Below are 21,900 nucleotides of genomic sequence, written 5' to 3' on the forward strand. Positions count from 1 at the left end.
TCCTTACTCGTTAAATCCTAGTTTCTTCGCATAAGCTAGAACCGCTTTTTCGAAGCAATCAATCGGCGGCGTTACTGTACCGGCTCCGATTTGACCCTTCCCAGCCTGTTTATTCGCTATTCCCGTATTAATGACTGGTAGAATCCCTGTTTCAACGACTTTTCTAGCGTCGATCCCTAGACAAATCCCCTTGAAATCCCACGTTGGTACTGGGAAATTCGGGTTGCTGTCAATACAAATTTCCGTCATCTCATTACTAGTGTTCAACGCGTCGTAAAAGCCGCCAGAGCCGACAAATCGTGTCACTGCTGGAGCGGCGATCATTGCCATACCGCCAACGCCAAAGGTTTCAATGATGGCACTATCACCCATATCTGGCGAAGCGTCTGCCTCACTAAAGCCCGAGAAGTACAAGCCCTTCGGTGTATTCACCGGACCAGTAAACCATTCGTCGCCCATACCAGCGATTCTGATACCAAACTCATAACCATTTCGGCACATCGCTGTCACGATCGTTCCTTCTTGGATTTTTCTGGCACCATCCATCACTGCTTTGGCTGAAGCCATCATGACATTTAAGAAAAATTGATCGGTGTCAGCTAAAAATTGAATGACTTCTTGCTTCTCTTTCTCGAATCCTTCTAAGGAGACAATTGCGGGAGCGACTTCTTTTAAGAACGCCAACGATGCGGCGATATTCCGTTGATGGAATTCGTCGCCCATCGAGATCGCCTTAGCAACCAAGACATTGACATTCAAGCCATTTTCCATCTTTTTTAAAGCAGCGCTCAAAACTGGTCTTAACGTATTTTTCATCCAGTGCAGACGATCGATAACTTCTTTCGAATAAGCACCAAACCGCAGCACCGCGCCGATTCCTTCGTTCATCGTGCAGTACGCGCGATTACCGTCTGTTTTGTTTTCAACTACTAATACCGCCATATTGGCAGAAGTGATACCGCCCATTGGTCCGACCGCATCCACATGGTGGCAAGGGATCAACGTCACTTCACCGGAGGCTAGCTGTTGACGCACCTCTTCTTCTGTTTCGCCCCAGCCTTCAAATAACGCCGCGCCAACACAGGCACCTTGGATCGGATCAATCATTTGATCGTAACGGATTGGCGGCCCGGCATGTAATAAGACTTTTCCTTCATTTAATTCAGTGATCACCGTTTTCGCAGGGACTACATCTAATAGGAAAGGAGAACCAGCTACAACTTTTGCGGCGACCGCTTGGTTTGCTTCATCAATTGTTTTATACACTTTTCATTCTCCTCCTAATTCAATTCCGCCTGATTTAAAAACTGTAAGGCTTTTTGTAATGTGACATTTCCGCCCGCAACCGGCTGCCAGTCAAATTGAACGGCTTTACTGTTATGGCTTGTGATGGCATCAGAGAAGCTGCGTAAGCCAATATTGATGAAGGCGTCATTCGTAAGTAAGCGCATCATCTCTTTTGATGGTGTTATCTCCGTTTTGCCACTAGCTTTTTTCGGTAATAATTTTCTTTTCGGCAGTGTCAATGGATGTCCTAGCATTAGTAGTGCCAATTTAACCGCTTGAGCATTGCTATTGCATAGGATCGTTCCCGCTTCTTCCAGAATCTTCGTCTGCATGTCCATATTTTGCGGATCTTCCTCTGTACCGACGATCGTTGCGATGACAACTAGCTCTCGGCCTTCAGATGCGGCTTTTTCCTTAATTGCTTTGATCGTTGGCGCTAACTCTTTCGCCATATTTTCATGAGAGCCGTAGCCTAAAACATCATCCAGTAAAATCACTGCTGTCGTCGGTTCATCCGCTGCCTGTGCTAGCATTTCTTGACGTTTGCTTGGATCAATCATTGGATGCGGCTTGCCCTGTGTATAGATATCGTCGCCCAAGTCAATAATTTCGTGAACACCGTCTTTTAAAATAAAGCCGTCTTCTGTTTTCTGATTATCCTTCAATCCAAGAGCCCGTTTCATTAACATTGCCGCTTCATAGGCTAAGGTTCCACCGGAATAAAGCCCCTTGATCCCCGTTTGTTCTGAGGTGAATTGATACCCCGGGTCCTCCAGTTCAGCATTCTTTTCGATTACGTCTTCTCCTTTCGCTAATTGAACAGCAATCTCAGCCGCTTCCTCTAAGGTGTAGGCTCTATATAGATTTTCCTCGTGATCTGTGGGCTCTTCGCCTAGGAAAATCGTCACGACTGGTTTTGAAGAACTTCTCAATAGATCCAACACCTCGTCACGAACACTTGGTGCCGGTGGTTTTGAAATCACGACAATGACTTTTGTTTCAGGATCATTTTCCAATGTTGCGACACTGTCCTTCAACGTGATTCCACCGACTTCGGCTTTTAAATCACGTCCGCCGGTCCCAATGGCGTTGGTTACTCCGCCGCCTAATTTATGGATCAACGTCGTTACTTCTTGAATCCCTGTTCCAGATGCACCTACAACTCCGATGCTGCCTTTACGAACCGCATTGGTAAAGGCTACGGGAATTCCGTTGATGATTCCTGTACCACAGTCCGGTCCCATTAATAGCAGACCTTTTTCATGAGCCATTTGCTTCAACCGAACTTCATCTTCCAACGCTACATTGTCGCTAAAGCAGAAGACGTGTTTGCCTTCACTCAATGCATGCTCAATCTCTAAGGCCGCATGTGTCCCGGGAATTGAAAAGACGGCAACATGTGCGTCTTCACCGAGCTCTAAAGCTTTATCCCAGGTTTTTACGGTTTCTGTCCCTTTATCATTGCCGCCCTTGCTTTGTTCGGCTAAAAATTCATCAATATTGTGCAAGACTTCTTGAATCAGCTTTTCGTCTTGGTCTGCAATTTCTAAAACGATCGCCATATCATTAGAGGAAGCATCCTCCAGTTCTGGTGTATACAAACCGCCTGTTTTAAAAATATCTTTATTGGCGGGCGTGCCCATCATCACGGAAGCCTTTTCCACTCCCTTCAGCGTATTTAAACGATTCGTTAGCAGCATCAATACGATCGAATCTTGATAACTATTTTTTTGAATAATCGTATGTAACACGTGATTTCCTCACTCTCTATTATTTAGTTGCAAAGCTTCCAGTTTTTCCATATTGATCAAAATGGATCGTATCACTTTCTAAATAGGCTAATACTTGTTTAGCAATGGGAATTCCCTCAACCGTATACTGATCATATTTGACTTGATTAGTCTCTCCTGGATAGTAAACCTGATTAAAACCGGCTGCAGGCGCAATCTCATGTAATTCTTCAATCATGGTTTCCATGCTGTGCTTAAAGCTTGGCAGATCGGTAAATCGTCTAGGATCAATCAAGATAAAGAGTTGACCAAGATTTCTTTTTTCTGTTAGGTCGCTATACATAGAAGAAACATTTTTCCCAAATGGAAGTCCTAATAGCATGCCGGATAGGATATCCACCATCATCATTAAGCCAAACCCTTTAGGACCCGCCATTGGCAGCAGTCCATTGACCTCATGGGGATTCGTTGTTGGTTGTCCTTTACTATCGACCGCCCAAGTATCTGGAATCGCTTGATTTTTAGAACGTGCATCAAGAATTTTCCCCCATGCTTGAACCGTTGTTGCCATATCAAAAACAACCGGTGATCCAAATTCTCTAGGAGCCGCAAACGCGATTGGATTGGTGCCAAAATAATTTTCTGAGCCGCCAAATGGAACAACCATCGGATCAGACTGGCACATCGAGATGGCAATCAGATTTTCTTCCGCAGCCCGCTTTACATAATAGGAAAGGGCACCACAGTGACTGATCCGTTTAACTCCAACAATCGCTGCGCCAGATTCCTTTGCTTGATCGATCGCATATTCTAAAGCTTGAAGTGCCACATATTGCCCGACCCCATTATCACCATGAACAATTCCGGTACTTGCTCCCGTCCGTTCAAAAGAAATCTGGGGATCAATAGTCACTCCGCCTTTTGCGATCCGTTCTGCATAATAATCTACCCGCACCGCACCATGTGAATGGATACCGCACGCATCCGCAAAAACTAAATGCTCCGCCACTGTATCTGCCTGCTCTTCTTTCAAACCTGCCCGCGTCAACTTTTCTTGAATTAACTCATGTAATCTTGCTGGTTGAATAGTCGTTGTTTCTTCCATCTACAAACTACTTCCTTTATCTAAATTTCAGGATCACGATTACAGTCTTTTGAGTAGACGTATTTTAATGGCTCTCCTCGTCCAGCTGCATATGCTGCTTGTTGAACATAAGCGCTCATAAAGATGTAATCCCCTTTTTCAACTGGCAGCCAATCGTTATCCAAATTGTACATACCCTTTCCAGAAAGCAGATAAGCACCATGTTCCTGATAATGAGTCTCGATATAGCCGTGACTGGCTCCCGGCTCAAAGGATAAGATATGGAAATTCATATCAAAGCCCAAGTCCTTTGGTAAAAAGTCCCAAAGCAGTACATCCTTCATGCCTTCATACTGAATCGGTTCCATCTCATTTGCATTGCCGACGACTTTATAGGCACTGTGACCTTCTAATGGCTGATAGCGTTTTTTGTATAAGAAGAACTCTGTGTCTTCCGCTTGTGCATTGGCTAAAAACATTTTTTCTCCCGCTGGTAAATACACATATCCGCCAGAGATTACGGTGTGGCTTTCCTTGCTGTCGCTTACCTTCAGCTTGCCATCGATCACGTAAACTAATGTTTCGATGCCTTCTCCGCCGAAGCCTAACTTATTTTTGCCATCCTTATGAAAAGTCATGATGTAGTCCACAAAGCTTGCTCCAAGCTTTGTCGAACCTAAGATTGAGCAATCACAATTCTCAAAGCCTGGTATCACGTTATTGACCAAACCCTCATGGGGAAGGACCGCATAATTGTTTTTCTTGATGACTGCTCTCGATTCTAATAAGCCGTCAAGATAGCCGATGTTATTATTTTTGTAACCCATTTTTTTCTCCTCTTTCCTACTCTTTGTACGCCAATTCATAAAGCGCTTGTGCCAGCACTTCTACTCCGGCAGTCAAATCCGCTAAGTCAGTCGCTTCTGCTGGATTGTGACTGATACCCTTGATACTCGGCACAAAAATCATGGCACTCGGATAATGTGGTGCGATGACTTGTGAATCGTGACCCGCTCCGCTATGCATTACTTTGTATTTCATTTCTTTGGTTTTCGCAGCTTGTTCGACGATATCAACGACGTCCTTGTCCATTGGAACGGGCGTTTCATCCATCCAAAGATCGATTTCCAAAGCCAATCCAAGCTCGTCAGCTACTTCCTTCATGTAATCTTCCGCTTCTTTGGTGAAACGATTCAATTCATTCGCATCCGTATGGCGACAATCCATCGTGAACAACACTTCGCCCGGAACAACATTGACGGTATTTGGTTTTGGTTCGACCTTGCCAAAAGTAACCACTAATGGATCGCCCTCAGCAAATGCACGATCAATAATTCCTGAACAAATTTTTGAGAAGCCGTAGACTGCATCGCGACGATAGCCCATCGGAGTCGTTCCGGCATGGTTGGCTTCACCCTTTAGAACGAAGGTGTAGCGCTTTTGACCGGCGATATTATTCACCACACCGATTTGTAATTCCTCATTTTCTAACACATTTCCTTGTTCAATGTGAATCTCAACAAATGCTTTGATATCCTTGCGTCTTGCTCTTGCTTCATCAGCGAAATCAAAACCCTGACGGCGCATTTCATCAACAAATTTCACACCTTCAGAGTCGGCAATCTCTTCCACCTGTTCTCTGGATGCTTCACAGACAAAGTTTTTACTTCCCCAAAAGACTGTCGGGAAACGACTTCCTTCTTCTTCAGCCATCGAAATGACTTCCAATGAACGCAAAGGTTTGCCATAGGTTTCCAATAAATGCTGAACCGCAAGATACGCTGCCATTACGCCAAATTGACCATCTAACGTACCGCCATTAACAACGGTATCGATATGGGACCCAGAAAGGATCGTTTCCTCAGGATATTTTGTCCCCGTCACACGACCGAATAAGTTTCCGATTGCATCAAATGAAATCTCCAGCCCGATCTCCTGCATTTGTCCTTCAACAAATTTTTGGGCCTCTAGCCAAGAATCAGAGTAGAGCAGTCGCGTCATCCCTCCCGTTGGATCACTGCCTATCTGCGACAATGCATGAATATTTTTATCTAGACGATTTTCTAAGGTCATTCCATGAGCCTCCCTTTATTGATTACACTTATTGTAAGCGGTAATACTTTTAACTTCATTGTTCATAAGTAACAAAAATCGATATCTATTTGTGCTAAAGCACTGTGAAATCCTTTTAGATGCTTTTCTATAATGAGGGAGAAAGAAGGGATTATATGAGTAAACAGGTTTTTGTCTATAAATCTTTTGAGCAGGTTTCGTTAAAAGCATCCTTTTTTCCAAGTCTGATGACTGAGTCAACAAGAGGGACAATTCTTTATTTGCATGGTGGTGGTTTCTTCTTTGGTGAGCGTGATGATCTGCCAGAGCCTTATCTAGCTGGCTTTCTTGAAAATGGGTTTAATGTTCTGTCTTTTGACTATCCTCTTGCCCCTGAAACGCCACTAATCGAAATCATTCATTGTTTAGAAGAAGCCATTCGCTGGTATTTAAAGAATTATCAATCAAAATTAAGCCTTTCGAAACCAGATTTTTATCTGTTTGGACGATCGGCTGGCAGCTACTTAGCGTCTATATTGACGTCCAATAATTATGAACAACAGCTTGGTCTAATCCGCTTTTATGGATATCATCACTTTGAACATCCAGATTTTACTTTGCCTAGCTCCTTTTATCATCGTTTTCCAAAAGTCCCGCCTCATGCAGCTCAGCAATTCATTCAAGATCAGTCCGTTATTAACGGCACTTTAGAGGACAGGTTTCCTATTTATCTTTCTGCTCGCCAATATGGAAATTGGCTGAATTATTTAGGAACAATCTCGGATGAACTAACGGTCAATTCTGAGCAACTGAAACAGTTTCCTCCTGCGTTTATCGTTCACTGTACGAAAGATCCAGATGTGCCAGTAGCAGCATCACGACAATTATCTGAAGCAGTTGAACAGTCCACATTTCTTGAACTCGACTCGAATGAACACGATTTTGATCGAACGAAAAATCCAATAGCCGACAATGTTTATCAGAAGATGATTTGTTGGCTGATTAAGCAAGATTACTAGTCCTAAAAAGAAAGCTCCGATTTTACTATACAATAGTAGAATCGAAGCTTTTATTCATTTTATTTAGAGATTTTCCTATTCTGCAAATTTATTCTTGTGATCATAGCGATCGTAATGAATATCATCACTGACTAAGTATTCATAAATATCATCAACGATTTCGATGCCCTTCTCTTCATAGTTTTTCTCACGCATTCTGCCCCGCTCACCAGGATAATTCACTTCTTTGAATCCAGCACTTGGCGCGACAGCTTTTAACTCATCTAGCATCGTGGAAATTGTTTGTTTAAAAGTATCTAAACCAACGAAGAATTCTGGATTGATCACAATGTGTAATTGCCCCAATTCTCTTCCTTTTGACAGATCATGGTACATTGATGAAACGTGTTTTCCGAATGGCACACCCAGTAACACGCCAGATAAAACATCCACCATCATCATTAAGCCGTAACCTTTTGCTCCAGCAATCGGCACTAGCGCATTTACTTTTGTCGAATCTGTCGTAGGGTTTCCTTGCTCATCAACTGCCCAAGTATCAGGAATCGACTCTTTGCGGGAACGAGCATGCAAAATTTTTCCCCAAGCCTGCACAGTCGTTGCCATATCAAAAGTGATGATTCGCTCATCGTTGCTCGGCGCTGCAAAAGCGATTGGATTGGTACCAAAAAAAGGCTCGCTGCCGCCAAAGGGCACGACCATCGGATCTGATTGACAAACCGAAACTGCGACCATATCTTTTTCTGCCGCTCTTTCTACATAGTAAGCCAAAGCACCACTATGTGAGATATTTCTGATACCGACGACGGCTACGCCAGTTTCCTTCGCGATTTCAATAGCGTGATCCATCGCTTTTTCAGCCGCCACGAAGCCTGATCCATTGTCTCCTTCAAACATCCCGCAGCTTGGTCCGGTGTGCGAAAAATTAAATTGCGGATCCTGAGTGATCCCGCCCTTAGCGATCCGTTCTGAATAGTACTCTACACGCATCGCGCCGTGAGAGTGAATCCCTCTAGCATCGGCAAAAGTCAGCACATCACTGACGATTTCAGCCTGCTCTTCTGAAAGGCCCGCTTTGTTAATTTTATTTTTGATTAGCTGATGCAATTCCTTCTTTGTTAATCTCATTTTTTTCACCTTTTCCTTCTAAATTTAGATTTTTCCGAACATACTTTTTCATTCATATCGTAAGCGTTTTTTGGCAGCTAGACACTGTTCAGAATGCACAAAAAATAATAAGGATTTGTTGATTTCGTACGCGATTAGATTGTTTAACACCCTCCATAGAATGAAAAAAGGAAAACACCGTCAGATGCTTTCCTTCTTTCATTGATAGAACCTAACAAATTTCTTCGGGGGAACACTCTATAAAACTAAAGTGCTGATTATTGAGTACAAAGCTGTGACCTACAGCCTTGTTTTTCACTCCTATTTCAAGAGTCAATATCTTCTGTTAATATCTTAACTTATTTAATTCTGTTTTTAAAATATTTTACTAATAATATTCAAATTTGCATTATTTGCGTTTGTTATTTGACAAACTAACGCCAGAACGCTACATATAATTATTATATTAGCATTATAATTAATATTTGATTTTTTTATTTTTTTTGAGCACCACCAGAAGACACTCTATAAATTTCATTATTCTTTATGGCATTTAATTCATTGAAGTAACAATTTTTCCAATGTTCAAGAAAATTCCCTCCTTCCCATTTCTTATAATTATGAGCTAAAGAATACGCCTCTTTATAAACGAAACTCTATTCCTCTGTTTTATGAAAATTTCTTCATCATAAAACAATTGACCTCCGTTAAAAAGCCAACTACTCTTAACTATAAGAGGTCATTCTAATAGATGGGGAGAAGACAATGAAAATACCCGTGATTCTGATTGTTGAAGACGAAGAAAGCTTAATCAGCTTTATCGCTGAAGAACTCAAATATGAACATTATGAAGTTCTGATTGCCGTGGATGGACAGGAAGCATTGGAGCTGTTTGATGCAAACGAAGAAAAGATCAGTCTGTTGTTGTTGGACTGGATGCTGCCAAAAGTTGACGGATTAACCGTTGCGCGTAAGATTCGTCGCCGCAGTCAAGTACCGATCCTGATGATGACTGCCAGAGATCAGGTAGTGGATAAAGTCTCGGGGCTTGATGCCGGCGTTGACGATTATCTCACCAAGCCCTTTGATATCGAAGAATTGTTGGCGCGTATTCGAGTTATTCTGCGCCGCGAGGAACGGATACAGTCATTGCAAAATGAACCGATTATCAACCAGTATCAGGATTTAGTGATGAATGTGGTAAAACGAACGGTCACACGTGATGGGCAGGATATTATGCTGACACAGAAGGAATTTGATCTGCTCTATGAATTGATGAAAAAACCTGAGGAAGTGTTTACTCGCGATGAGCTGCTGAATACAGTCTGGGGCTATGATTATATCGGTCAAACGAATACGGTCGATGTCTTTGTCCGAGCATTGCGCAATAAATTAGACGATGAGCAGCATCCCCGCTTGATTCAAACAGTGCGGGGTGTTGGCTACGTCTTGAGGGCAGCCGATGAAAAATAGAAAAGAACAAGGAAAAACACTGCAATATCAACTCATCACTCGCTTCAGTCTCATTATGCTAGGGCTGGTTTTATTAGTGAATATTCTGATCCTCAGCGTCACCGCGCTGCAGCTTTACGAATCTAGTAAAAAGGAAACTGAAGCGATTGAAGATGCATTCTCTCAGGTGGAAACACAGACCAACCAAGAGTGGAAAAATACCCTGCAGCTCTACATCGCCGCAGATGATCCCAGATATTATATTCGAGTTTCGCTACAAAAAAGCAATACGGTTTATTCTAGCGAGGCCTATCAGCTCTATGACAACTTTAAAGAATTGAAGCATCTGCCTTTCCTATCAGATATTTTATGGGATGAAAACACGCCCTATTTCTTTAAACAATTTCAAGTGAAAAACACCAGCGTGGCAGTGCTCACCAGCATGGAGGATAATTTCGAGATACTCACGACACTTTTTCTGTGGACTTTAGGAATATCCTTACTGATACTGCTGCTGGGAATCTTTTTCATCGCTCGATTTGCTAAAAAAATCAGCGCCCCGCTAGTCAAGATGAATCATGAAGTCCAGAATTTATCACAACAGCCGAAAATAGATGAAAAACTATCCGAGCCAAGCTCACCACAGGAAGCCAGCAATCTTGCCAAGTCCTTCAATCGACTTCTTCAACAGCAAGAGCAGCTGATGCAACGAGAACGGCAATTTATCTCAGATGCTTCCCATGAGCTGAAGACACCTTTAGCAGCGATCCGCGGTCATGTCAATCTCATTAAACGTCGCGTCGAAGAACACCCCGAAGTATTGGAAAAGTCGCTGCCTTTTATCGATAAGGAATCACAACGGATGGAACAGCTGACCAATCAGCTACTGATTCTGGATCGCGAGAAGCAGCTTGGAGAAGTGCAGGAAATTTTGCTGGCACCGATGATCCGTTCTACTCTTGAAGAATATGCAGCACTGATGACGCAGGAGTTGAGATTGGAATTAGATGAAAAAGCTAGTCTCATCGGCAATCAGGAGCAATTTTATCAAATCATTCGAAACTTGATCGAAAATGCGGTGAAGTACGCACCAGCAGATGGGGACATCAGTATCACTCTCACTACAGATGAAAAGAGAATCAGCTTACAGGTTGCCAATACCGGAGCGAGTATTCCCGATAGCGAAAAGGAAAAGATCTTCGAACGCTTTTACCGCGTCGATCGTTCCCGTTCCAGCAAGATTCCCGGAACCGGCATTGGTCTGGCAATCGTGAAACAGCTGACGGAACTTTATCATGGCAGCATTTCAGTTACTGACCATCAACCAAGCGGCGTATGCTTTACTCTGGAGTTTCCTCGCTAAAATGAAGATTTCTTCATGAAGCCTTCATTTCGTCTTGGTTTTCCATCACCTTCCACCCGATATACTATGAGTATAGAAAGAACCAAGAAAGGAAGATAACAATGAAAAAAAGAGGATTACTTCTATTAATTACTAGTGCGGCGTTACTCCTTTTCGCCGGCTGCAGCGATAACACTACTCAACTAGAGAGCGGCAACCAACAGGAGGAAAGCAGTCAGAGCATCACACAAGAGAATAGCTCGACACAATCAAGCAGTCCTACCAATGCAAGCGCACAAAACAGTTCAAACACAACAAGCAAACAGCTGTCTTTGAACGAGATTATCGCTCTTTACCAAAAGAATAAACCAAATACGGATATCACTGATATTGACATTGAGTTTCAGATGAACAAGCTCATCTATGAAGTCAAAGGAATGGATGACAGCAAAGAATACAAGCTCACCTTCTCTGAGACTGGTGATCTCCAACGTCAAAATGAAGAAAAGCTGGATGAAGATGAACGAAACGAAAATGAGCGTAACAACGAAAAACTTGATTTAAAAAATCTTCTTTCATTAGATAAAATTAATTCTATCGCCAAAAAAGAAGTCGACGGTAACATCGTAGAATGGTCGTTGGAAAGAGAATTATCAAAAACCTACTGGGAAGTGAAAGTAGAGAAAAACGGGCAACAAACCGATATTTCTATTGATGCACAGTCAGGCAATGTCTTGGAAGTTGAAGTAGATGATTAAAATAAAAGTGGTTCTCAACATACAAACTCGTTGAGAACCACTTTTTTTACCTATTCGCTTCATTTCGATAAACCAATCCCAAACCTTTCAAGAAGTTCCGTATATACTTATCCCCACAAGGTTTGAAATTTCGATGCCCTTCTTTTCGCAGGATCGCTCCCAGCTCACCCTTTGAAGGATAGACATCTGCTTCAGAAAAAATCGCCAGCAGATCATCACTAGTCAAAAACAGGGCGATCTTCAGTTTCTTTAAAAAGACATTATTGATGTATTTGATTTCCTTTGATTTTGGCTGTTCGATTTCACCGCTTTGATTCTTTTGTGGACCTCGCTTAAGGATGATAAATCCATTTAAAAAAGCATCCAGCATTTGATTATTGATTGGCTTCAGATAAACATTGTTTTCTGTTGGTTCGGTTTCCTTCGCTTTTGTCAGCATTTCTCGCACTTCTTCTCGTGTGACGGTGACCCCGCCCAGCTCAAACGCCTTAACCAAATCCGTATCCTTAATATCAATGGCATATCTTAAACGCAGTAAAAGATCATTGTTCGTCATTAAAATCCTCCATAGTCTATTCTTACTCTCCTAGCAAGTTTTCTCTGAAATCATCTCGTAAAACCAGTAAATGCTCCTCAGAAAAATTCTGAGACAAGCGGTAGCCGACAAAATACGGCGATACGATAAAACGAGGCGTCAATTTGACAATGTACTTCCCTTCCTCTTCAAAGAGAAAGAAGTTATAGCTTTCGCAGCGCCCATGATGATAGTTATTTAGTATATAGTTGACGGTCTTTTTCACGTAGTCCGCCAAATCATTGATCGCTTCCGGTGCCTTCTTATCCACCAGAATATTGATCTCCAAAAAGCCCATCACTGGCTTTGTAGAAAAATTGATCGTTACACTATTTTCTGACAAAACGGTAATGCCCGCAAAATTTTCGGCATCGATTTGACTTTCGCCATCAAATTCGGTTAGTCCCACGATCTGCATATGAGGATGCTTCAAGCTCCCGCCCGATAATGGTCCATGATTTTTATAAAAGAGCACCGATTCAAATTGAGGATCATTTTTCATTTGTTCCCAACAGTCGAAGGCAAAGTGGAATAGCCTGCGATTTTCCTCTTTTGAATAAGTGGTAATATCTCCATTATGATCATTGCTTTCAATAATAATCGTTTGAAAGGTATCCTGCAACGTTTGATATTTGTTGCGGACCCAGAACATGTTTTGCTCACTTCTCAGAATATTTTCCTTTTCTGCATAGTCGCAAAACGGACAACCGGCTTTTTCAGAACCTAGATGCTGAGGTTTTCCGTTAGCCGCAAGCGGCAGAAAGATTAAGGCGTCTTTGTTGGCATTTTTCATTGATAAGCAACTCCCATCAAAATGATCTTCAATAGTCATAATATAGTGAAACATTGTGATAGTCCAGATTCTGAAAACTATTCTACCCAATAGTACCATTCTTTTTGGTTTACAGATATGTTCATATTCATACTTGAAATTATGTTAGACTTTAGCTATAAAGTCACGAAAAAATGGAGTGTCGCTATGAAAAGAAAACTGCGCAATTTGTTGAAACTACAATGGCTGGGGATCATCGGAATTTTTGGTGATCTATTTCATATCGCCAATCTGGATTGGTTTTATTTATTTTGGCTGCTGTCGCTGGTTGATTTCTTTTTAAGTTTTCGTGCAATCTCCAGCAGTATTTCCGGCAGCTTTCAGTTTCTCTTTCAAAACTTGGCAATGCTCATGAGCATTCCGATCGTTCCCTTACTGCATGGCTTTCGCTTGCCAAATAAGGAAAATTATACTCCCCAATGCCACTATTTACTTCCTTTTGAAGGCGAGTGGCTAGTCGTCAATGGCGGTGTCGATAAGGAAACCTCTCATTCCTGGAATATGTGCTCGCAAAGGTATGCCTATGATTTTTTTATTACTGACGGAAAAGGAAAATCTTACTCCGCAAATCGAAAAGAATTGACTGATTATTATTGCTACAAGGCTCCTGTACTGGCGCCCGCGGATGGGATCGTAATGAAAATAGCGGAGAAATACGACGATACGCCTATTGGTGAAGTCGGTGAAGTAGATTGTGCTGCGCCCGATGTGAGAGGAAATCATATCATTATCCAGCATAATAAACACGAATACAGTATGATTGCTCACTTGTTGGAAGGCAGTATTTGTGTTAAACCTGGCGACAATGTAAAGCGCGAAGAAAAAATCGCGTTATGCGGAAACAGCGGAAATACCAGTGAGCCGCATATTCATTTTCAGCTTCAATCAGGGAAAAGCTTTGTCTTTTCTGCCGGATTGCCTATTTCATTTGTCGACATAGAATGTGATGGGGTGATAACAGAACAGCCCTGCTTTATTGCTGAAGGAAGTTCGGTTCGAAATGTGCAAAAAGAAAAAGATCAATCATCAAATCAAGATGATCGATCTTAAATTCAGACAACAGGCATAATCATTTGTAATCATGGTTTATCTCCATCAATCATCATGCTCTGCATGCCATTTATCAATTGCTTCTTTCCGCTCTTTGAACCGTTTCTCATTTCCTTGTGTTGTTGGTAAATAATACTGATGCCCTTCCAGTGAAGGCGGCATTGTCTTCATTGTGGTCAGTTTATCCTCAGTATAATGGGCATATTGATAATCCTCGCCGTACTTCAAATCCTTCATCAATTTAGTAGCCGCATTGCGAATCACCAATGGAACGGGCTCGTTCATGGTTTCGTAAACATCCTTTTTCGCCATTTGATAAGCAGCATCCACCGCATTAGATTTGGGCGCCAAGGATAAATAAATCACGGCTTGAGTTAAATGAACATTACACTCCGGTAGCCCAATGAACTGACAGGATTGAAAGACCGTGTTGGCAAGTTCGAGAGCACGGATATCCGCCAAACCAATATCTTCACTCGCAAAACGAACCAACCGTCTGGCAATAAATAACGGATCTTCGCCAGACTCCACCATTCGAGCCAGCCAATAAATCGCCGCATCAACATCACTGTTGCGCATCGATTTATGTAAAGCAGAAATAATATTGTAGTGTTCTTCGCCTTTTTTGTCGTAAAGAAACGATTTTCTTTCAATTAAATCCAGCAGCTTATCCTCTTTAAGCGTGACCGTGTCCGCCTGCTTTTCACCATTGAGAACCGCCATCTCCAAAGTATTCAAAGCCACTCTGGCATCGCCATTGGCATACTTTGCGATGGAATCCAGCACTTGATTATCCATCTTAATTTTAAGCTTTGGAAATCCTCTTGGGCTATCGATCGCCTGCTTCAGTAGCTGTAAAATATCATCGCTCTCTAATTGGTTCAAGACGAAGACCTTACTTCTGGAAAGCAAAGCCGAATTGATCTCAAAGGACGGATTCTCCGTCGTTGCACCAATCAGAATAATACTGCCATTTTCAACATAAGGCAGAAACGCATCCTGCTGAGCCTTATTAAAGCGATGGATTTCATCCACAAAGACAATCGTTTTCGTGCCGAAAGTCCGGTTGTGCTCCGCATCCTTCATCACCGTCTTTATTTCTTTGATTCCACTCGTTACCGCACTAAAATTAATAAATTCTGATTTTGTCTGATTCGCAATAATACGCGCCAGCGTCGTCTTGCCAACGCCGGGAGGTCCCCAAAAAATCATCGACGAAACACGGTCATTTTCAATGATTTCTCGCAACAGCTTCCCTCTACCTAGCAAGTGCTTCTGACCCACAAATTCTTCAAGATTCTCTGGTCGAACCCGTGTTGCCAACGGTTCACTATCTTCTCTGGATTTTTCAAAAATAGAAACCTGCTTCATCTTAGCCCTCCTCCGAACGAACGTTTGTTCTTATTTTACCATTTTTAGTATACTTTTTCAAAATCAATTGCACACTAGCACAATACTAGGAAACTGAAAACGACAACCATATGTTAATACTCAAATATAAAAAAACTGTCTCAACCACTATGGATGAGACAGTTTTATTCATATAATTTAGAAAGAAAAATAACAATGCTATTCCTCTTTTTCTGCTTCAATTTCCCTTAGTACCTCAAGGTCTTCTGGCTCGATAAATAAATTCACTTCACCAGTATCCAAATTGACTTTCGCTTTAACTTCTATGCCTTTCGAGCTAAGCTTGCTTTTTCGAATACCCAATTGCAGGCTCATGTTCCCATAGGTTTTTGTTTTGTATAGCTTTTCCATACGCAACCTCTTCTCTTTTATAGAACTCCAGATGCAGCTTAAGTAAACTCAAATCCTTTGAACTCGTAGTCAGTCTTTGCACGCTAAATCAACTTCAAGTTTAATCTTGTTGGTCTGGGGCTCTTTCCGTACTTTCCTTCCCCTCTCCACCCTCACTCGGATCACTTGAATCAGCAGTCTCATCCCCAACTGGAGTATTTGCAGGAGCTTCTTCTTTAGACTCAATATTCCCCAAGCTGATCCCAATCGAGAGATTCGCAATCATCGGAAGATACTCCCCATAGCGGCTCATTTCTACAACGGTGCCTTTTGGTTCAGACGAATCAACGTAAAAGACGTCATAAGTGATCGTCGCTCCTTTTGCGGAATAGGTCTCGAAAAACAGCTTCGGCAGATCGCCTTCAAGGGCATTCTTCCGCAGGTCTTTGATGTAAGGTCGACCTTCTGAATAGACGACCTCGATCGTTGGCGGATTGTCTTTTTCATCCAGCTCGGTGCCCGCCGCAACATTTTGACTGATAAAGTGACCAAATGGGACAGTTTCTGAATAAGCACTTTTTAGAACCGCTGTAAGCTTTCCAGAGAGTTCTCGAGCTTCTTCCAGTGTATACTTTCCGTAATCTGGTACAACTAATGGTTTGCCTTTTGACAATTGAAGCTTCAGCTCGTCTTGTTTCGCGATCTTCGTACCGATCGAGGTTTGCTGGGAGACCACACTATCTAATGCAATTGACTGGGAAAAGACTTTCTCAGTCACTAGTTTCACTTCATTTTTGCGCACCCATTCGTTGACTTCGGTGATGGATTTGTTGGTAAAATCAGGCACTTCGATGTTTTTTTCAAAGGTTTCTTTCCCCTTTGAATAGTAAACAGACAGGCGATCCTTGCGCTTATAGTTTTTCAGATTCAATTCCTTATTGGCGGCCTCTTGCTTCATAAACGCGCCTTTTTGAACCTTCTCATCATACTGTTCGATGACCGAAACATTTTCAGCTTTTTCCCGCTTCACCCAATCCTTGGCTTGCTTAGAAGTCATTTTGCTGAACTCCGGTAAAAATACCTGTGCCTCTGGATCTGGTCCCAAACTGACCGTTAGATTCAGTGTCCGGCCTTTTTTGATTTTCTCACCTGAAGCAACGCTCTGCTTGATGATTTGATTGGTGGCAGCCGAAAAGCTGTATTTGTTATTGATTTTCAGAAGAACCCCTTCTTCAGTACTCCATTCTCGTGCCTTAGAGATTTCTTTTCGTTTAAAATCAGGAACCTTCACACGAGTAAACTGATAATAGGCAGTAAAAAGTCCAAGCAAAACGATGATTGACGCAAGAGATATGAAGATTATTTTCTTTTGTCTGCGTTTTTTATAGGTGGGATCGAATTCAACATGCTCCGGCTCGATTTTTTTGTTGGCTCTTGTCTCACGCCGTTTGACGTTTTTAGCCGATTCATCAGCTTCTGGGGACTCCTCTTTTATCTCTTTTTTGCCCTTATTTTCATCATCATCGTTGTTGACGAAATTTGATAAAAAATCACTCATAATAGCTCAACACACCTTTTCGTAGTTGAAGAACCTCATCCGCCTGTTTGGCGACCTCGCTGGAGTGGGTTACTAGGATGACACATTTTTCATGCTTATGGGCCAGTTCCTTAAAAATATCCACAATCTCTTCTTCCAGTTCTTCATCCAGATTTCCAGTGGGTTCATCGGCTAAAATGATATCCCCGTTCATCGACAGCGCTCGGGCGATCGCCACCCGCTGCTGTTCTCCCCCAGAAAGCTGATTCACCATTCGATTGGCCTTGTCTTCGGTGATGCCAATGTATTTCAAAAGATTGTAAGCCACCTGCTTCTTCTCCTTCGGCAGATCGTTCTCTGTGATCGCCATTGGAACAAGAACATTTTCCACTGCTGATAAGTAGGGAATCAAGTTGTAGCTTTGAAAAACAATACTGATGTCATTTCGTCTAAATTTTTCATAGCCGATCTGCGCGATATCTTGACCATTGTATAAAATCTGCCCGTCCTTCGGCGTATCTAATGCACTGATCAAGGAGAGAAACGTCGTTTTCCCACAACCCGATCGACCTAAAATGCTGTAAAGCTTGCCTTTTTCAAACCCAACAGAGACTTTCTTCAAGATGTATCTGCGCTGGTCTCCATCTTGGTAATAATAATCGATGTTTTTTGCTTCTAATAAAGTCATCGTTTGTCCTCCTCATTCACATTCATGAATTCATTTTCCTAAGTATTATCTTTACATCATGATTTTCTTCGGATTCAAACGAAGAATGTACATCAGTGGTAATAGCGCCGAGATTAAGACCGTTCCTAAACCAACCAGCAAATATGTCAGGATATAGCCAAAGCTGAAGGTCACCTTGTAGGCTTGCTGGATATCCAAGAAAGATAGATCGCTTTGCATTAGGTTACTCATTGAATAGTATTGTTGGTTCTGCGCTGCTCCGCTGATCCAATCCGATTGAATCAGTGAACGAGAGATCGCTCCACCTAAGAAATTCCCAGTAATCAATGAAAGAATCAGCGCGACACAGCTGATCATCAATAGTTCCAGTACGATCTGCGCGATGACCTTTCCACGACTTTCGCCAAAGGATAAATAAATTCCAAGCTCCTGTTTGCGGTCCCGCAAGAATAACAAAACCACTAGCGACAGTATTAAAAGCGTCGCCGCAACCGCAATGATGACGATGTATTTTGCGATCGTATTCAGCTTAGTCATTCCGCCAGCCACTTGCTCGTATTGATCCGTCGAAGCCATTACATGATAAAACTTAGGCAACAGAGCGTTGGCATCCTGACGGAAGGCCTCGATATCGTCCGATGATTTTAGAACATATGTCGCTTGGTAGTAAACACTCTCACCATCCCCCATTCCATCTTCCATACCCGCAGACATTTTTTCATCGATCTTTGTTTGAATATCTTTGGCTATTTTTTCAGTCATGTAGATCGTATTCAGCTGCTCCAACGCACGCCATTCTTTTTCGGATCGTTGTTGTTCCGTTTGCTGCGCATTTTCCTTTTTCTGTACAACATTGAAGAGCCCGGCGACCTTCATTGGTTGGTCAAAAGTAGTTGTTTTAGACTGGGGAGCTTCTTCTGTCTCCGTTGTTTCCTCCTCTATTTCGGTCGGTAAATCAACGACGACATCAAGAACAAAGGTATCCCCCACGGATAAGTTATTTTTTTCGGCTACATCTTGGCTAATCAGTACCGCGTTGCTGCCTTGCTTAATATCAGTATCCGTAAAGCCGTCACCATCAGTTATTTTGATTAATTCCTCAGTGATGTCCAACGGATTTTTGCTATTATAGCCTTTGGTGCTAAAATTGTACTTGGTACTTCCACCGTAGGAAACACCGCCACTTGGGTCAGTCACCGCTTTAAACTTATTGCTCCCGACACCGCCTACAATAAACAGATCATAACGTTTCACATTGGAAAGTTTGCCAATTTTTTCATAGTCCTTCGCCTGAGGTTCTTTTATTTCCTGATCTTCTTCACCCGCAGCAACCGTCGTCATCTCTTTTTCATAAGCTTCATAATCCATTTCGATGGTTGCGGCCGGCCGCATTTTTTTCTTCGTCTCCGTTTCAACATTAGTCGTCGACTGCTGGATCGCCACTGCTCCGGCGATGACATTCCCTAAAATAAAAACCACGAGAAACAAAATCAGCGACTTACCCTTTCGTCGCAGAATACTGCTAATGGCTCGCCTTTTAAAATCCATAAATCAACCTCTTCTCCACTTATTTTCGTATTATTATTCCATCACTCTAGCTTCTTTTTGTCTAATAACTAAATGGTAACAAAAAGAGCCTGTGGGAAGCCGTTTTTATCATAAAAGTACAGTTTTCACTCTTGAAAGTAGAAAACAGGGCCTCCACAGGAAATAAGAGATCGATCAAGAAAGAGATTTTTGCTTAATTACAATTCTCCACTGAAATTCAGTTTTTTTATGAAGGAGCATTTTGAACTTGTTTCGCGACTAACTCTACTCATAGAAAAACGAAACAAGCTCTTAGAATCGTCCTTTGACGCGTTCGAGCTTCCCACAAAAAACGACATAGAGCGAAATTATATTTCGAAAGAATTCTCGATAATCCTTTGCTACTTATGGATTTGGAAAATTAGAAAGAGAAAAATCGAACACAACAAAAAAATACTTATGAACATCGTTGAATGTCATCGATGTTCATAAGTATTTTCACTAATCGCAGAAAATTCTATTATTGAATCAGTATTTCTATTGCGCCATTTTGGATATAAATAAAACTAAAGGATCAAGTATCCATGTATTCAGAACTGGCTACAAAACTTAGACTCTTATTATTAAACTATTTCAAGAAAATCTATTGAATAGTAATTGCACGTCCGTCTTTTTCAGCATTGTATTGTCCCATAGTAACCCATGCTTTCGCGCCATGATCGTATAACATATTTTTTCCGCCGCTACCAGCTCCAGCGTTACTTGAATAGTACAACGGATCATAAACTAAGAACTTCCCGTTGTTATAACCGACGATTACTTTACAGTGATTTCTATTCTTATCTGAGTTATTTTGATACGAAGAATAGCCATAATAAAGAACCGGCTGACCATTCAACACACGATTAATAATTTGAACCGTATTCGAGCCAGAAATATCCACGGTATTTCCACCATAGGTTTTACCATAAGCGGCTAATGCATTTGGTTTAATTACCCAACCAAAACCAGCGCCCGTGTAGACATTTCCTTTTTGACCATTTGGATTACTAGGATACATAGGCAGTTTATCTTGCATCGTTTTTAGACTCGGTCTAATATTTTTTGACCCCAAAATCATCGCTAGAGAAGCGGATGCACACCCCCACGGTGCTTTTACCGGAGTATATTGGCTAATATAGGGAACACTTTTGATAACATTTGTTGATTTTACTGTTACTGATCCGCCAGTAACAGACCACGAGACCCCTTCGTATCTCCAACCGATCTTTACAAGTGAGTTTTTTTCAGATTCCAATAAAGTATAGTGATGGCTTCCTGCATCACGAGCATTAGGATTGAATAATCGATAGACCTTTTTTCCACCATTCGGTACTTTCCAGGCGACTCCTTCATAACGCCATCCAGCACGTTTGATTTTATTGATTTCATTGTAATCCTTTGTATAGAAGTGTTCACCGGAATTCGGATTGTAGGCACGGTACAAATTGCTTCCACTGCCATCAATTTGCATGCTAATGCCTTCGTACACCCACCCGATAGACATCAGGTGATCTTTTTCCCCACCATTCAAGGTATGCAGATGCTCGCCCGAATTTGGATTATAGATGCGATATACCGGTTTTAAACTACTTGCTGCAAAAACTTCAACCGGCAGTGACGCACTTTGAGCTTCTGCTGCAGCAACCTCTGCAGTTTCAGGATCAGGAGCTATTACCTCTTGTTCGGGTGTTGCTCTTTTCGCTCTTGTCAGATCCGTTTCGTTTGCACTTGCCTCTTGTTCTGATTTGTTTACTTCTGGAGCCGTAGTGCTTTCAGTCACCATGGAGCTTTCAGTAGTAGTCTCTACTGCTGGTGCAATCCCCTCAATCGCACTTGAATTTGTTTCTACCGTTGCTGTACTACTCGTTTGCTCCTCTGCCTGCGTAATGGGCCCCGCCAAAACAGAAAGCGTTAACATTGTTAAAGTAATTAATGACCAACTATTCTTTTTCATTATTTCACTCCTTTAATTTAATAACTATTATTATTAAATCACGGATTGTTCATTATGCAAAGCTTTTTTCACAAAAAAAGTAATAATAATCACACTTTCCAGTTACAAACAAAAATGGAAACAGAATT

At 41.9% G+C, this 21,900-nt stretch carries 19 protein-coding genes; 5 read left to right on the forward strand and 14 right to left on the reverse strand.

All coding sequences use genetic code 11. The annotated features are described in order from the left end of the window. Positions 1-3 precede the first annotated feature (3 nt). The 5 genes from E6139_RS17905 to allC are packed head-to-tail and all read right to left on the reverse strand — an operon-like array spanning position 4 to position 6,174. The gene (locus tag E6139_RS17905) at positions 4-1,266 is read right to left on the reverse strand and encodes a DUF1116 domain-containing protein (RefSeq protein WP_316404829.1); all 1,263 of its coding nucleotides are present in this window, start codon (positions 1,264-1,266) and stop codon (positions 4-6) included. Positions 1,267-1,280: 14 nt separating this feature from the next. After that, the gene (fdrA, locus tag E6139_RS17910; protein ID WP_316404831.1) at positions 1,281-3,038 is read right to left on the reverse strand and encodes an acyl-CoA synthetase FdrA; all 1,758 of its coding nucleotides are present in this window, start codon (positions 3,036-3,038) and stop codon (positions 1,281-1,283) included. A 19-nt stretch (positions 3,039-3,057) separates the two neighbouring features. Further along, on the reverse strand, positions 3,058-4,122 hold the full coding sequence (allD, locus tag E6139_RS17915) for an ureidoglycolate dehydrogenase (RefSeq protein WP_316404833.1): 1,065 nt from the start codon (positions 4,120-4,122) through the stop codon (positions 3,058-3,060). Positions 4,123-4,142: 20 nt separating this feature from the next. Next, positions 4,143-4,928: a (S)-ureidoglycine aminohydrolase gene (gene allE, locus E6139_RS17920; RefSeq protein WP_316404835.1), complete on the reverse strand. Its 786-nt coding sequence runs from the start codon at positions 4,926-4,928 to the stop codon at positions 4,143-4,145. Between the two features lie 16 nt (positions 4,929-4,944). Further along, positions 4,945-6,174 carry an allantoate deiminase gene (gene allC, locus E6139_RS17925; RefSeq protein WP_316404837.1) on the reverse strand — a complete coding sequence of 410 codons (1,230 nt, stop codon included), beginning with the start codon at positions 6,172-6,174 and terminating at the stop codon, positions 4,945-4,947. Positions 6,175-6,329: 155 nt separating this feature from the next. On the opposite strand from allC, the gene E6139_RS17930 reads away from it, so the two are divergent. Next, positions 6,330-7,172, forward strand: a complete 843-nt coding sequence (locus tag E6139_RS17930) for an alpha/beta hydrolase (protein ID WP_316404838.1) — start codon at positions 6,330-6,332, stop codon at positions 7,170-7,172. 75 nt (positions 7,173-7,247) lie between these two features. Here the strand turns inward: E6139_RS17930 and allD (E6139_RS17935) are convergent, their stop codons facing one another. Then, complete coding sequence (gene allD / locus E6139_RS17935; RefSeq protein ID WP_316404839.1) at positions 7,248-8,297, reverse strand: ureidoglycolate dehydrogenase; 1,050 nt, start codon at positions 8,295-8,297, stop codon at positions 7,248-7,250. Between the two features lie 744 nt (positions 8,298-9,041). On the opposite strand from allD (E6139_RS17935), the gene E6139_RS17940 reads away from it, so the two are divergent. From E6139_RS17940 to E6139_RS17950, 3 genes are all read left to right on the forward strand, one after another. Beyond that, positions 9,042-9,749 (forward strand): response regulator transcription factor, encoded by a 708-nt coding sequence (locus E6139_RS17940; protein WP_316404840.1) that lies wholly within the window; start codon positions 9,042-9,044, stop codon positions 9,747-9,749. Then, positions 9,739-11,091 carry a HAMP domain-containing sensor histidine kinase gene (locus tag E6139_RS17945; RefSeq protein ID WP_316404841.1) on the forward strand — a complete coding sequence of 451 codons (1,353 nt, stop codon included), beginning with the start codon at positions 9,739-9,741 and terminating at the stop codon, positions 11,089-11,091. The genes E6139_RS17940 and E6139_RS17945 overlap by 11 nt, the downstream gene beginning before the upstream one ends. A 101-nt stretch (positions 11,092-11,192) precedes the next feature. After that, positions 11,193-11,828, forward strand: coding sequence for a PepSY domain-containing protein (locus E6139_RS17950; RefSeq protein WP_316404843.1), 636 nt, complete (start codon positions 11,193-11,195; stop codon positions 11,826-11,828). Between the two features lie 46 nt (positions 11,829-11,874). Here E6139_RS17950 and E6139_RS17955 read toward each other — a convergent pair whose 3' ends face one another. Together E6139_RS17955 and E6139_RS17960 are read right to left on the reverse strand one after the other, a co-directional pair. Further along, positions 11,875-12,384 carry a DUF1456 family protein gene (locus E6139_RS17955; protein WP_316404844.1) on the reverse strand — a complete coding sequence of 170 codons (510 nt, stop codon included), beginning with the start codon at positions 12,382-12,384 and terminating at the stop codon, positions 11,875-11,877. A gap of 22 nt (positions 12,385-12,406) precedes the next feature. Further along, positions 12,407-13,195, reverse strand: coding sequence for a DUF4931 domain-containing protein (locus E6139_RS17960; protein WP_316404846.1), 789 nt, complete (start codon positions 13,193-13,195; stop codon positions 12,407-12,409). A 186-nt stretch (positions 13,196-13,381) separates the two neighbouring features. On the opposite strand from E6139_RS17960, the gene E6139_RS17965 reads away from it, so the two are divergent. Beyond that, positions 13,382-14,284 (forward strand): M23 family metallopeptidase, encoded by a 903-nt coding sequence (locus tag E6139_RS17965; protein ID WP_316404847.1) that lies wholly within the window; start codon positions 13,382-13,384, stop codon positions 14,282-14,284. Positions 14,285-14,329: 45 nt separating this feature from the next. On the opposite strand, the gene E6139_RS17970 is transcribed toward E6139_RS17965, so the two are convergent. From E6139_RS17970 to E6139_RS17995, 6 genes are all read right to left on the reverse strand, one after another. Continuing rightward, complete coding sequence (locus tag E6139_RS17970; RefSeq protein ID WP_316404849.1) at positions 14,330-15,655, reverse strand: replication-associated recombination protein A; 1,326 nt, start codon at positions 15,653-15,655, stop codon at positions 14,330-14,332. A gap of 198 nt (positions 15,656-15,853) precedes the next feature. Continuing rightward, positions 15,854-16,045 (reverse strand): hypothetical protein, encoded by a 192-nt coding sequence (locus tag E6139_RS17975; protein WP_316404850.1) that lies wholly within the window; start codon positions 16,043-16,045, stop codon positions 15,854-15,856. Between the two features lie 100 nt (positions 16,046-16,145). Next, a complete protein-coding gene (locus E6139_RS17980; RefSeq protein WP_316404851.1) occupies positions 16,146-17,582 on the reverse strand; it encodes a PASTA domain-containing protein in 1,437 nt (478 codons plus the stop codon). Next, positions 17,575-18,249: an ABC transporter ATP-binding protein gene (locus E6139_RS17985; protein WP_316404853.1), complete on the reverse strand. Its 675-nt coding sequence runs from the start codon at positions 18,247-18,249 to the stop codon at positions 17,575-17,577. Before E6139_RS17985 ends, E6139_RS17980 begins: the two co-directional genes overlap by 8 nt. 51 nt (positions 18,250-18,300) lie before the next feature. Further along, positions 18,301-19,797, reverse strand: coding sequence for an ABC transporter permease (locus E6139_RS17990; RefSeq protein ID WP_316404855.1), 1,497 nt, complete (start codon positions 19,795-19,797; stop codon positions 18,301-18,303). Between the two features lie 622 nt (positions 19,798-20,419). Continuing rightward, positions 20,420-21,772, reverse strand: coding sequence for a C39 family peptidase (locus tag E6139_RS17995; protein ID WP_316404856.1), 1,353 nt, complete (start codon positions 21,770-21,772; stop codon positions 20,420-20,422). Positions 21,773-21,900 lie beyond the last annotated feature (128 nt).

Origin of the sequence: Enterococcus sp. (genome assembly GCF_032555305.1) — a bacterium.
Taxonomy (GTDB): domain Bacteria; phylum Bacillota; class Bacilli; order Lactobacillales; family Enterococcaceae; genus Enterococcus_A.